Genomic DNA, 12,134 nt, shown 5'->3' with positions numbered 1-12,134 from the left:
AAAGGCCCAGAATGTCCGTGAACATCCTGTTTTCCGCGCGCCCCGAGCTTTGGCCCGTGTACCAACCGCTGTTGTCCAAAGACCTGACCGGCTTGGGACTGGATTTTCACCTCAGCACGGACATCGCGCCGGATCTGGTCGACTATGTGGTCTATGCGCCCAATGGGGGCTTGTTGGATTTCACCCCCTACACGCGGCTCAAGGCCGTTCTCAGCCTCTGGGCGGGGGTTGAGACCATATCGGGCAACGAAACGCTGACTGTGCCGCTGACGCGGATGGTCGATCACGGACTGACGCAAGGTATGACCGAATGGGTGGTCGGCCACGTGCTGCGCTATCACCTGAGCATGGATCAGCACATCACCGTTCAGGATGGCACCTGGACCCCTGTCGCGCCGCCGCTAGCGTCAGAGCGAGAGGTGTGTGTTTTGGGATTGGGCAAACTGGGCGAGGCTGCCGCCCGCGCGCTGAAAGCCCTGAACTTCAACGTCACCGGTTGGAGCCGCAGCGCCAAGGACATTCCCGGCATCACCTGCCTGCACGGGGCCGAGGGGCTGCGCACCGCCCTGTCCCGCGCCGAGATCGTGGTTTTGCTGCTGCCGGACACTCCGGCCACCGAGAGCATTCTGAACGCGGACACTCTGGCCCTGCTGCCCCAAGGGGCCCGTATCATCAACCCGGGCCGTGGGCCATTGATCGACGATGACGCCTTTCTGGCCGCGTTGAACAGCGGTCAGGTCGGTCATGCCACGCTGGACGTGTTTCGGGTCGAGCCGCTGCCTGCGGATCACCCCTATTGGGCGCATCCGAATGTGACCGTGACGCCGCATATCGCCTCGGAAACCCGGCCCGTGACAGCCGCGCAGGTGATTTGCGAAAACATCCGCCGGGGCGAGGAAGGCGAACCCTTCCTGCACCTCGTCAACCGCGATCTGGGCTATTAAGCAACGATCAGGCCGCGGCCTTTCAACAGCGCCTCAACACCCGGCAAGCGGCCCCGGAAGGCCAGATACAAGTCTTCGGCCTCACGCGAGCCGCCGGTGGACAGGATGTTTTCCTCCAGCGCCTTGGCGCGTTCGGGATCAAAAGCACCGCCTGCCTCTTCAAAGGCGGCAAAGGCGTCGGCATCCATGACTTCGGACCACATGTAGCTGTAATAGCCCGAGCTATAGCCGTCGCCCGCAAACACATGCGCGAAATGCGGTGTTGCATGGCGCATCCCGATAGCTGCTGGCATACCGATACCGGCCAGAACCTCGGCCTGTTTGGCCATCGGGTCCGCCGGGGCCGCCCCATCATGAAATGCCAGATCGACCAGCGCCGAGGCGACATATTCCACCGTCTGAAAGCCCTGATCGAAATTGGCGGCCTTCAGCACTTTCTCAAGCATCTCTTGCGGCATCGCCTCGCCGGTGTCGGCATGGGTCGCGAATTCAGACAGAACCTCGGGCACTTCCAGCCAGTGTTCGTAAAGCTGGCTGGGCAGTTCCACGAAATCGCGCGCCACGGACGTGCCCGAGATGCTTTCATAGGTCACATTCGACAGCATCTGGTGCAGCGCGTGGCCGAACTCATGGAACAGCGTCCGGGCATCGTCATAAGACAACAGCGCCGGATCGCCCTTGGCGAAATTGCAGACATTGATCACGATCGGAGCCTGCGGTTTTGGGAATTTCGCCTGCCCCCGCATCGCGCTGCACCACGCACCGGATCGTTTCGACCCGCGCGCGAAATAATCGCCGATGAAAACCGCGATATGCTGGCCGTTGCGCGTGACCTCCCACGCGCGGCAATCGGGATGGTAGAGCGGCACATCCAACGGTGCGAACTCCAACCTGAACAGGCGATTGGCACAGGCAAAAGAGGCTTCGATCATCCGGTCCAGTTGCAGGTAGGGTTTCAACGCGGCCTCATCCAAATCATGCTCGGCCTTGCGGCGTTTCTCGGCATAGTAGCGCCAATCCCACGCGGCCAGAGGGCCATTGACCCCATCCGCCTGCATCATCTGCGTCAGAATGTCGGCATCCGCATCCGCGCGGGCTTTGGCGGGTTCCCACACCTGCATCAGCAGGTCGCGCACCTTGTCGGGCGTGCGGGCCATTTCGGTTTCCAGCTTGTAATCGGCAAAACTGCCATAACCCAACAGCTTGGCGCGTTCCTCGCGCAGCGTCAGAATTTCGGCGGCGATCTCACGGTTATCCGTCTCACCCCCATTGGCGCCGCGTGCGGTCCACGCCTTATACGCCGTCTCGCGCAGATCACGGCGGGGCGAGAATTGCAGGAACGGAACAATGATCGACCGCGACAGGGTCACAACCGGACCGTCTGCGCCCTTTTCCTGACCGGCGGCACGGGCCGCATCCACGACGAAACCGGGCAGACCTTCCAGATCATCCTCGGACAGGTCCATGAACCAATCCCGCTCATCCGCAAGCAGGTTCTGGGTGAAGGATGTGCCCAATGAGGCCAGCCGCGCCTTGATTTCCTGCATCCGCGCGTCTGCGTCGCCGGTCAGCGCCGCGCCTGCGCGCACGAAACCCCGATGGGACAGCATCAGAACCCGCGCCTGCTCATCGGTCAGGTTCAAATCGTCCCTGCGGGCCCACAGGTCAGCCACACGTTGAAACAGGGCCTTGTTCGACGAAATACCCGAAAAATGCGCCGAGAGTTTGGGCGAGAAATCTCGCTGCAACGCCTCGCGCGCCGGATTGCTATCGGCCCCGGCCACGGTGAAGAAGACCGACAGGACCTTGTCCATCTGCTCACCCGCGGCCTCAAGCGCCTCGATTGTGTTGGCAAAGGTAGGCGCGTCCGGGTTCCCGGCAATCGCATCGATCTGCGCGTTATGGGCCGCCATTGCCTGATCCAAAGCGGGCGAGAAATCATCATCCGCAATATCGGCAAAAGGTGCGATTTCGAACGGCGTGGTCCAGTCGGACAGGATCGGATTGGTCATAGAAGTCTCCTTTGACCACAGAGTTAGGAACGACAGGCCGGATGATCCAGTGCAGCGCTACGCCCCGGCCCCACAAATCGGACAATCGGCGCGGCGCGACAGGGAAATCTTGCGGCTTTCGCCATAAAGCGCGTCGTAAATCAGCATCTCACCGCGCAGCGCCTGGCCGGCATCGGTGATCACCTTGATCGCCTCAACCGCCATCATCGATCCCACCACGCCGGGCAGCGGGCCTATCACCCCCGCCTCGGCGCAGGATGGGGCCAGACCGGGGGCCGGTGCCTCGGGGAAGATGCACTGATAGCACGGCGCATCGCTGGCCGGATCAAAGACGCTTAGTTGCCCTTCCCATTGCGACAACGCACCCGAGATCAGCGGCTTGCCCAGCGCCACGGCTGTACGGTTGGCCAGATAGCGGGTGTCGAAATTGTCAGTGCCATCAAGGATCAGATCAAAATCGGCAAACAGGTCTGCGGCGATCTCATCTGTCAGACGGCGATGATAAGGCAGCACCGTCACGTTGGGGTTCTGCGCCTGCATCGCCTGCTGCGCCGAGAACACCTTGGGCATCCCGATATCCGCATCGCGGTGGATGACCTGACGTTGCAGGTTGGCGTTCTCAACCTCATCATCATCGATCACGCCGATTGTTCCTACGCCTGCCGCCGCAAGGTATTGCAACGCAGGTGCCCCAAGCCCTCCTGCGCCGATCACCAGCACGCGGGCCTGTTTCATCTTTTTCTGACCCGGCCCGCCCAGCTCGCGCAGCACGATATGGCGGGCATAGCGTTCCAGTTCGGTCTCAGAGAATTGGTCGGACGGCATGGCGGAATCCTCGGGCTCGGCAGGGGTGGCGCGGTTGCGCAGACGTTTCAGCACGTTCCCGTAAACCAGAACCAGAATGGCGAAGCCACCCAATATCAGCCAGGGCGCCGCCGAGCCGCCGGTTGCCTCACGCAACGGGTTCCCATCCGGCAGAACCAACTGCGCCGTGATCACGCCCAACACCAGAACCCCGACCGAGGTCGCCCGAGCCGTTCGCGATACGCCAGCCACGTACCCAACCGCCCAAAGGCCCGCCGCCAGGATCAGGACCAGCAGCATCAGCCGCGCCCGGTCGAGCCGAACCCACCTGCGCCGCGCTCTGTGTCGCTAAGGGTTTCGGCGGCCTCGAACGTGGCCTGCACCACCGGGGCGACGATCAACTGGGCGATGCGTTCGCCATGGGTGACCTCGAACGTCTCTTGCCCCGCATTCAGAACGATCACGCCCAACGGCCCGCGATAGTCGCTGTCAATCGTACCTGGCGTATTGGGTAGTGTGATACCGTGTTTCAAGGCCAGACCTGAACGGGGACGCACCTGCACCTCAAACCCCTGCGGGATTTCGATACGCAGCCCCGTGGGCACCAGCGCACGCTGGCCGGGCTCTAACATGACCGAGGCCCCGTCCGGCAGGTTCGCCCGAACATCCGCCCCCGCCGCGCCCCCGGTTTCATAGGATGGCAAGGGGATTGACGGATCAGACCCCTCCTCTCGGATCACACGAATAGCTACCATTGCGGTTCCTCTTGTTTATTGGGTCAGCGCGTCGGCGATCCTGGCCGCCAGACGCTGCGCGACGTCGTCCTTGCCCATGCGCGGCCATTCCTCGGCCCCCGCGTCCGAGATCAGGGTGACCGCGTTTTCCGATCCTCCCATGATCCCGGTATCCGGGCTGACATCATTGGCCACGATCCAGTCGCAGCCTTTGCGGCCCCGTTTGGCGGTGGCATGTTCGATAACGTTATCCGTCTCGGCCGCAAAGCCGACAACCAGCGCAGGGCGGCCTGCCTCCATATGCGAGACCCGCTTCAGAATGTCGGGGTTTTCGGCAAATTCCAGCGTGGGCAACCCATCGCGGCTTTTCTTCAGCTTTTTGTCCGAGGCACTGGACACCCGCCAATCGGCAACCGCCGCCGCAAACACCCCTGCATCAACGGGCAGAGCGGCATCCACCGCATCCGACATCTGCTGCGCGGTTTCCACGTGCACAACCTGCACACCCGGCGGGGGCGGCACATCCGCAGGGCCGGTGACAAACACAACCTCGGCCCCAAGCGTCGCCAGCGCTCGCGCCACCGCCGCGCCCTGCGCGCCCGAGGAGCGGTTGGCGATATAGCGGACCGGGTCGATGGGTTCATGCGTCGGCCCCGAGGTGACAAGCACGCGCTTGCCGGATAACGGCCCATCGCCCAATTCCGCCTCAACCGCTGCGACAATCTCCAACGGTTCCGACATGCGCCCGGGGCCGTATTCACCGCAGGCCATGTCGCCTTCGTTCGGGCCAACAAACCGGATGCCATCCGCCTGCAACTGCGCCAGATTGCGCTGCGTTGCCGGGTGATCCCACATCCGCACGTTCATAGCGGGCGCACACAGCACCGGCGTATCGGTCGCCATCAGCAGGGTCGAGGCAAGATCATTGGCCAGCCCGCCAGCCATCTTGCCCATCAGATCAGCCGTAGCCGGGGCGACAACGATCAGATCGGCGGAACGCGACAGCTGGATATGGCCCATCTCGGCCTCATCCGTCAGGTCGAAGAGATCACGATAGACCTTCTCTCCGGCCAATGCAGACACCGACAGGGGTGTCACGAACTCCTCGGCCGCGCGGGTCAGAACAGGGGTCACGGACGCACCGCGTTCCCGCAGGCGGCGGATCAGGTCCAGCGACTTATAGGCCGCAATGCCACCGCCGATGATCAGCAGAATGCGTTTGGATGCCAGCATGATAAGCCCTTCCTGTCCCGACCGGCCCCGACATTATGCAAGCGGGCCGTTCAGTTCCAGCAGTTAATTCTGCGACTGAAACGCCAGACACGGATCTTCGCGCTCAACACCCGGGCTGTCGAGGATCGCATCAAACTCACCTTCGATCAGGCCCTCCTCGGACTGGCCCAGAACGAACACTTTCAGCCCCGGACGCAAGCGCGACAGAAAGGTCGGAATGCCCCGGTCCTTACGCGCATGGCCGTTGCCCGTGATGACAGCCACCGGGCCGCCGGTTTCCTCGATCGCGCGCAGTATTGAACGGGTCAGCACAGCGTCACGCAGACGTTGTATCGCCACCATCTGCGGCAGCGCCGATTGCGGCAGAGCATCGCAATGCGCAGCCATCTGATCCGCCTCGCGCGCGACCTGTTCGTCAGTGGGCAGCGGAACAGTCAACCCATACCGCGCGGCATCCGCCCCTAATGCGGTCGCAGCACCACGCTCCATCGCAGTTCGCGCAGCCGCGCGGGGCACCATGGCCCCATAAACCGGCGCATCAGACGCCTGAAAAACCGGGTAATACATGCTGAGCGGGGGCCATCCCGATTCAATCCACTCCAGAATACGCGCCAATTCCTCGGGGTTTGAGACCGCCTTGTCGGCCAAACGCTGAGCGCCTTCCTCGGTCACCATTTCCCACACAACGGCAGAGGGCTGAATCGCCTTCAGCGCCTCGGCCTGAATGACGTGGTGTTGAGGGTTGTCGTGAATCTCGCCCAGGATCACCACATCGGCAGCGGTCATCCCGGACAGGATGTTTTCAGGTATCCGGTCATCCGCCCAAGCAGGGAGGGCCGTAACCGCAAGTGCAAACAGCAGAATCGCAAACTGTTTCATGCGATGAAGTGTTGCACCTCGCGCGATTGGACTTCAAGGTTCTTGCGCATCTTTCCGAAGGCTGCCGCCTCAAGCTGGCGCACACGTTCCTTGGACAGGCCCAGTTCCTGACCCAGACTTTCAAGGGTTCGCGCCGGTTCGCGCAGCTTGCGTTCGCGCACGATGAAACGTTCGCGATCATTTAGGGATTGCATGGCCGTCACCAGCCAGTCGCGCAGCTGTTCGGTGTCATGGCTGTTTTCGACAGCCTCGGCGGCCTGTTCGCGGTCATCCTCAAGCGCGTCGATCCACTCACGCCCGTCCTCGTCAGCGGACTGCACTGCGTTCAGCGAGAAATCAGAGCCGGAAAGCCGCCCCTCCATCATCTCGACATCGCGCAGGGGTACTCCGATTTCGGCGGCGATCATCTGGTGCAACTGGTGGCGGTCCAGGTCCATCCCCTCGGTCGCGGCTTCGCGCTCCAGCCGGGCCTGAACACGGCGCATGTTGAAGAACAGGGATTTCTGGGAAGAGGTCGATCCGGTGCGCACCATCGACCAGTTGCGCATCACGTAGTCCTGAATGCTGGCCTTGATCCACCACACGGCGTATGTCGAAAAGCGCACGCCACGGTCGGGGTCAAACTTATCAGCGGCTTTCATCAGGCCCAGCCCAGCCTCTTGGATCAGATCATTCATGGGCGCGCCATAGCGCTTGAACTTGGCCGCCATGGAAATCGCAAGGCGCATATAGGCCGTGATCAGCCGGTGCAGGGCCTGTTCATCGCGTTCATCGCGCCACGCATAGGCGAGTTTCAGTTCGGTCTCCGCGTCCAGCAGTTCGGCCTTCATCGCTTGCCGGGACATCGAGAAATCGTTCGCATTATCCAGTGCCATTGAAATCTCCCTTTTCACAGCCGCTGGCCGGGCTTGCCTCACCGACCTAGGGTCGATACGCAGAACAAAACGGTGTGGATCACTTGAAAGGTAAGAATAGTGGACCCGGATTTAACCTTTGTGCTGGGTGGAGCGGCCTCGGGCAAGTCGGCATTCGCCGAGCAAATCGTTGTTTCATCAGGGAAAATCCGAACTTATCTTGCGACATCACAAGTGTTTGATGACGAGATGCGCAATAAGGTTCAACGCCACGTGATCCTGCGCGGCGCGGGCTGGCACACGGTTGAGGCTCCGTTCGATCTTGGCCCGGTGTTGTCCGATCTGACCCCGGACCATATCTGCCTGATCGATTGCGCGACCATGTGGTTGACCAATCATCTGCTGGCCGAAAACGATCTGGAACAGGTTCAGGCCGAATTGCTGCAGGCGCTGCGCGATTGCCGCGCGCCGGTTGTCATCGTCTCGAACGAGGTCGGGCATGGGATCGTCCCCGATAACGCCCTGTCCCGCCGGTTTCGCGAGGCGCAGGGCCGGCTGAACATCGCGCTGGCGGCGCAGGCCGATCTGGCCGTGCAGGTCACTGCCGGGTTGCCGCTGGTGCTGAAAGGGCAGTTGCCATGACCCGCCTGCATCTTGTCCGCCACGGGCCGACGCACGCCAAAACCATGGTCGGCTGGTCCGATCTGCCCGCCGACCTCAGCGACAAGGCCGCCATCGCACGGCTGCACGATCATCTTCCGGCCGACGCGCTGGTGATCTCGTCCGACCTGTCCCGCGCGGCGGAAACGGCGTCAGCGATACAGGGTACGCGCCAACGCCTACCCCATCACCAGGACCTGCGCGAGATCCACTTTGGCACCTGGGAATTACGCGGTTTCAAAGAGATTGAGGCCGAAGACCCCGAGCTTGCCTTTGCCTATTGGGACAATCCCGGCGATGTGCGCCCGCCCAAAGGTGAAAGCTGGAACGAGGTGCGCGCCCGCGTCGATACCGTCGTGGATCACCTGATCGCCGCACATACCGGGCGCGATCTGGTCATCGTCGCCCATTTCGGCGTGATCCTGACGCAGGTTCAACGCGCCCTTGATGTCACCGCGCACGAAGCGTTCAGCCACCGGATCGACAACCTGTCGGTCACGGATATCACCCATCACGGCGATCGATGGTCCGTGGGGCAGATCAATCACTGTCCGTGATCGCACCCCGCACAAATCACTGATTTACGGATCGCTGCCGCCGCGCCATCGTACCGGCATGACCTATGATCTGTTTATCGGGGACCGCCTGTTTTCCAGCTGGTCCATGCGCGGATGGCTGATGCTGGAAAAGTTCGGCCTGCCTTATCGAAGCCATATGATCGGCCTCTATTCCGGCACCATGGCCGAGGATATGAAACCCCTCGCCCCCGCCCGCCTTGTGCCAGCCCTGCGCCTGCCCGATGGCACGGTTGTGGGCGAAAGCCTTGCCATGGCGGAAACGCTGGCCGAACGCCACCCAGAGGCCGGGTTGTGGCCCAGGGACCCCGCCGCCCGCGCAACCGCCCGGTGGCTCTGCGCCGAGATGGCGGCCGGGTTCACCGCGTTGCGCGGCGAATGCCCGATGCAGTTGATGCAGTGCTGGGAGGGGTTTGAGCCGTCTCAGGACACGTTGGCCGATCTGGGGCGGATCGAAACCCTCTGGGCCCATGCACGTGCCATATCCGGTGCAAAGACCGGGCCACTTTTCGGTGACTATTCTCTGGCGGATGTGTTCTACACTCCGGTTGCCGCGCGGATCATCGGATACGGGTTGCCGGTCTCAGACGCGAACCGCGCCTATTGCCTTGAGTTGCTTGCGGACATCTCCGTCAGGCAATGGCGGGCGATGGGATTGACCGTTGCCTATGATCCCTTTCCCTATCCGCTCGATCTGCCCACGCAGGCATGGCCCATCGGGGCCCCTGCCGCGCGCGCGGTGGATCAGGGGCCGTCGGTCAATGACAGCTGCCCTTATTCTGCGAAACCCGTGACGGATTTCCTTGAGCTGGACGGCCGCGTCTGGGGCTTTTGCAACCCGTACTGTCGCGACAAAACCGTTGCTGACCCGGGCGCATGGCCAAAATTCACTGCAATGGCGGACTCCGTTAACGATTCCTAAACCGCCGCCATGGCAGCAACGACCTGTTAACCAAAAAGGTCGTTCATGGTCGCGCGTTCCCACACTGTAGCTTTCCAGGGCGTCGATGCCCGCCCGGTTGAGGTGCAATGCGCCGTCTCGCCGGGCCTGCCCGCCTTTTCCATCGTCGGCCTGCCCGACAAGGCCGTGTCCGAAGCCCGCGACCGCGTGCGCAGCGCGCTCAGCGCGATGGCCATCGCGCTGCCATCCAAACGCATCACCATCAACCTCTCCCCTGCCGACCTGCCGAAAGAGGGCAGCCATTTCGACCTGCCCATCGCCGTCGCGTTGCTGTCGGCGCTGGAGATCATTCCACCGGACGCCGCCGAAGGGGCCGTATCACTGGGCGAGCTGTCGCTGGACGGATCGTTGGTGCCGGTCGTGGGCGCCCTGCCTGCCGCCATGACCGCCGCGGCCGAGGATCGGACGCTGCTGTGCCCCAAAGCCTCCAGCGCCGAGGCAGCCTGGGTCGACGCCACCCAAGTGATCGGCGCAGGGTCACTGGGGGATGTGGTGCGCCATTTCTCGGGCCAGTCCCCCTTGCCCGCCGCCCAGCCCGGCGAAGTCAGCCTTGCGCCCAGCGCGCGCGATCTGCGCGACGTGAAGGGGCAGGAACGGGCCAAACGCGCGCTGGAAATTGCTGCCGCCGGGCGTCACCACCTGATCATGATCGGCACACCGGGGTCGGGCAAATCGATGCTGGCCGCCCGCCTGCCCGGCATCCTGCCGCCGCTCACCCCGGTTGAGGCATTGGAAACCTCGATGATCCAGTCCTTGTGCGGATTGCTGGACGAAGGCGGTATCAGCCGTACCCGCCCGTTTCGTGAACCGCATCACACGGCCTCGATGGCCGCTATCGTTGGGGGTGGCAAAGGGGCTAAACCGGGTGAGATCTCGCTGGCCCATAACGGCGTGTTGTTCATGGACGAATTCCCAGAATTCCCCCGCACCGTGCTGGAAACCCTGCGCCAGCCGATTGAAACCGGCGAGGTGATGGTCGCCCGCGCCAACGCCCATGTGAAATACCCCTGCCGTTTCATGCTGGTGGCCGCCGCCAACCCCTGCAAATGCGGATACCTGACCGACCCCGCCCGTGCCTGTTCCCGCGCGCCGGTATGCGGTGAGGATTATCTGGGGCGCATCTCAGGCCCGCTGATGGATCGATTTGACCTGCGGATTGAGGTGCCTCCGGTGGGCTTCACCGATCTTGATCTGCCGCCCTCGGGCGACAGTTCGGCCACCGTGGCCGCGCGGGTCAACGCCGCACGCGCCATTCAGGCCGACCGTTTCGCGGGCACGTCCACGCGGCAAAACGCCGATGTTGAGGGCAAGGTTCTGGAAGAAATCGCCGCCCCGGACGCCGAGGGTAAAGAACTGCTGTTGAAAGCCGCCGAACGCTTCGGCCTGTCCGCCCGCGCCTTTCATCGCATTCTGCGCGTGGCCCGCACGATTGCCGATCTGGAAGGCGCGCCGGATGTCCGCCGCCCGCACGTGGCCGAGGCGCTGAGCTTTCGCATCAGCGCCAAGGTCGCGTCTTAAAGCTTGGCCTCAATCGCCTGCCAGATTTTTTCGGCGATGTTCACACCGTCGAACCGTTCAAGTTCCTGAATGCCGGTGGGCGAGGTCACGTTGATCTCGGTCAGATAGTCCCCGATCACGTCGATGCCGACGAAAATCTGGCCTTTTTCCTTCAGCAAGGGGCCAATCGCCGCGCAAATCTCAAGATCACGCTCGGATAGGCCGATTTTTTCTGGACGACCGCCCACATGCATGTTCGAGCGTGTCTCACCTGCCGCAGGCACGCGGTTGATGGCGCCGACGGGTTCTCCGTCCACAAGAATTACACGTTTGTCGCCATTGCTGACGTCGGGCAGGAATTTCTGCACGATCAAAGGCTCGCGCGAGAACCCGGTGAACAGCTCGTGCAGCGAGGTCAGGTTGCGGTCATTGGCATCCAGCCGGAACACACCGGCCCCACCATTGCCGTAAAGCGGCTTGAGAATGACATCCTGGTGTTTTTCCTTGAACGCCTTGATGGTCTGCAAATCCCGCGCAATCGTGGTCGGAGGCGTCAGGTCAGGGAAATCCAGAACCAGCAGTTTTTCGGGATAATTGCGCACCCAGAACGGGTCGTTGACCACCAATGCCTTACCCTTCAGGCGATCCAGCAGGTGGGTCGAGGTGATATAGTGCATATCGAACGGCGGGTCCTGCCGCAGCCAGATCACGTCGAAATCGGCCAGATCAACCTCACGCTCGGGGCCCAGCTCCGCAGGGTTACCCGCAACGCGCTGCACTGTCATGTCATGGCCCCGCGCGGTGATCCGCCCCTCTTGATAGGCCAACTGGTCGGGGCTGTAGAAAAACAGCGAATGCCCACGCGCCTGCGCCTCTTCGGCCAGACGGAACGAGCTGTCTGCGTTGATATCCACGGCCCCGATCGGGTCCATCTGAAAGGCGATTTTCATGGCGTGTCCCTCAATTTCACGCCAGATACAT

12 protein-coding genes are annotated in these 12,134 nt (G+C 62.5%); 5 read left to right on the top strand and 7 right to left on the bottom strand.

The window, feature by feature from the left end; genetic code table 11:
* Positions 1–11: 11 nt before the first annotated feature.
* A complete protein-coding gene (locus tag ACRZ94_RS17415; RefSeq protein WP_480797929.1) occupies positions 12–944 on the top strand; it encodes a 2-hydroxyacid dehydrogenase in 933 nt (310 codons plus the stop codon).
* On the opposite strand, the gene ACRZ94_RS17410 is transcribed toward ACRZ94_RS17415, so the two are convergent.
* The 6 genes from ACRZ94_RS17410 to ACRZ94_RS17385 all read right to left on the bottom strand — a co-directional run bounded on the left by ACRZ94_RS17410 (position 941) and on the right by ACRZ94_RS17385 (position 7,481).
* Positions 941–2,956, bottom strand: coding sequence for a M3 family metallopeptidase (locus ACRZ94_RS17410; RefSeq protein WP_480797928.1), 2,016 nt, complete (start codon positions 2,954–2,956; stop codon positions 941–943). The two genes, ACRZ94_RS17415 and ACRZ94_RS17410, sit on opposite strands and share 4 nt — an antisense overlap.
* A gap of 57 nt (positions 2,957–3,013) precedes the next feature.
* The gene (locus tag ACRZ94_RS17405) at positions 3,014–4,060 is read right to left on the bottom strand and encodes a HesA/MoeB/ThiF family protein (protein ID WP_480797927.1); all 1,047 of its coding nucleotides are present in this window, start codon (positions 4,058–4,060) and stop codon (positions 3,014–3,016) included.
* A complete protein-coding gene (dut, locus tag ACRZ94_RS17400) occupies positions 4,060–4,515 on the bottom strand; it encodes a dUTP diphosphatase (RefSeq protein WP_480797926.1) in 456 nt (151 codons plus the stop codon). Before dut ends, ACRZ94_RS17405 begins: the two co-directional genes overlap by 1 nt.
* Before the next feature lie 15 nt (positions 4,516–4,530).
* Positions 4,531–5,727, bottom strand: a complete 1,197-nt coding sequence (gene coaBC / locus ACRZ94_RS17395) for a bifunctional phosphopantothenoylcysteine decarboxylase/phosphopantothenate--cysteine ligase CoaBC (protein WP_480797925.1) — start codon at positions 5,725–5,727, stop codon at positions 4,531–4,533.
* A gap of 63 nt (positions 5,728–5,790) precedes the next feature.
* A complete protein-coding gene (locus ACRZ94_RS17390; RefSeq protein ID WP_480655361.1) occupies positions 5,791–6,606 on the bottom strand; it encodes a ChaN family lipoprotein in 816 nt (271 codons plus the stop codon).
* Positions 6,603–7,481: an RNA polymerase factor sigma-32 gene (locus tag ACRZ94_RS17385; protein WP_480797924.1), complete on the bottom strand. Its 879-nt coding sequence runs from the start codon at positions 7,479–7,481 to the stop codon at positions 6,603–6,605. The genes ACRZ94_RS17390 and ACRZ94_RS17385 overlap by 4 nt, the downstream gene beginning before the upstream one ends.
* Before the next feature lie 99 nt (positions 7,482–7,580).
* Here ACRZ94_RS17385 and cobU point away from each other — a divergent pair, with 99 nt between their 5' ends.
* From cobU to ACRZ94_RS17365, 4 genes are read left to right on the top strand one after another with little or no spacing between them, the layout of a single operon-like run.
* Complete coding sequence (gene cobU / locus ACRZ94_RS17380; protein WP_480797923.1) at positions 7,581–8,102, top strand: bifunctional adenosylcobinamide kinase/adenosylcobinamide-phosphate guanylyltransferase; 522 nt, start codon at positions 7,581–7,583, stop codon at positions 8,100–8,102.
* Positions 8,099–8,677: a histidine phosphatase family protein gene (locus ACRZ94_RS17375; RefSeq protein ID WP_480655367.1), complete on the top strand. Its 579-nt coding sequence runs from the start codon at positions 8,099–8,101 to the stop codon at positions 8,675–8,677. Before cobU ends, ACRZ94_RS17375 begins: the two co-directional genes overlap by 4 nt.
* Positions 8,678–8,735: 58 nt before the next feature.
* Positions 8,736–9,617: a glutathione S-transferase gene (locus ACRZ94_RS17370; protein WP_480797922.1), complete on the top strand. Its 882-nt coding sequence runs from the start codon at positions 8,736–8,738 to the stop codon at positions 9,615–9,617.
* Positions 9,618–9,662: 45 nt separating this feature from the next.
* Positions 9,663–11,174: a YifB family Mg chelatase-like AAA ATPase gene (locus tag ACRZ94_RS17365; protein ID WP_480797921.1), complete on the top strand. Its 1,512-nt coding sequence runs from the start codon at positions 9,663–9,665 to the stop codon at positions 11,172–11,174.
* Here ACRZ94_RS17365 and gshB read toward each other — a convergent pair.
* Complete coding sequence (gene gshB / locus ACRZ94_RS17360) at positions 11,171–12,103, bottom strand: glutathione synthase (protein WP_480797920.1); 933 nt, start codon at positions 12,101–12,103, stop codon at positions 11,171–11,173. The genes ACRZ94_RS17365 and gshB overlap by 4 nt on opposite strands.
* Positions 12,104–12,134: the final 31 nt, after the last annotated feature.

Source organism: Ruegeria sp. CH10, assembly GCF_056537125.1.
Note: the sequence above shows the minus strand (reverse complement) of the source record. Positions and strands in the feature narration are given on the sequence as shown.

Bases quoted from the DNA above. Each gene is read 5' to 3' on its own strand.
- ACRZ94_RS17385 (WP_480797924.1), bottom strand. From the start codon at position 7,481: ATGGCACTGGATAATGCGAACGATTTCTCGATGTCCCGGCAAGCGATG.
- ACRZ94_RS17390 (WP_480655361.1), bottom strand. From the start codon at position 6,606: ATGAAACAGTTTGCGATTCTGCTGTTTGCACTTGCGGTTACGGCCCTC.
- ACRZ94_RS17365 (WP_480797921.1), top strand. From the start codon at position 9,663: ATGGTCGCGCGTTCCCACACTGTAGCTTTCCAGGGCGTCGATGCCCGC.
- coaBC (WP_480797925.1), bottom strand. From the start codon at position 5,727: ATGCTGGCATCCAAACGCATTCTGCTGATCATCGGCGGTGGCATTGCG.
- ACRZ94_RS17375 (WP_480655367.1), top strand. From the start codon at position 8,099: ATGACCCGCCTGCATCTTGTCCGCCACGGGCCGACGCACGCCAAAACC.
- dut (WP_480797926.1), bottom strand. From the start codon at position 4,515: ATGGTAGCTATTCGTGTGATCCGAGAGGAGGGGTCTGATCCGTCAATC.
- gshB (WP_480797920.1), bottom strand. From the start codon at position 12,103: ATGAAAATCGCCTTTCAGATGGACCCGATCGGGGCCGTGGATATCAAC.
- ACRZ94_RS17370 (WP_480797922.1), top strand. From the start codon at position 8,736: ATGACCTATGATCTGTTTATCGGGGACCGCCTGTTTTCCAGCTGGTCC.
- ACRZ94_RS17405 (WP_480797927.1), bottom strand. From the start codon at position 4,060: ATGCTGCTGGTCCTGATCCTGGCGGCGGGCCTTTGGGCGGTTGGGTAC.
- ACRZ94_RS17410 (WP_480797928.1), bottom strand. From the start codon at position 2,956: ATGACCAATCCGATCCTGTCCGACTGGACCACGCCGTTCGAAATCGCA.
- ACRZ94_RS17415 (WP_480797929.1), top strand. From the start codon at position 12: ATGTCCGTGAACATCCTGTTTTCCGCGCGCCCCGAGCTTTGGCCCGTG.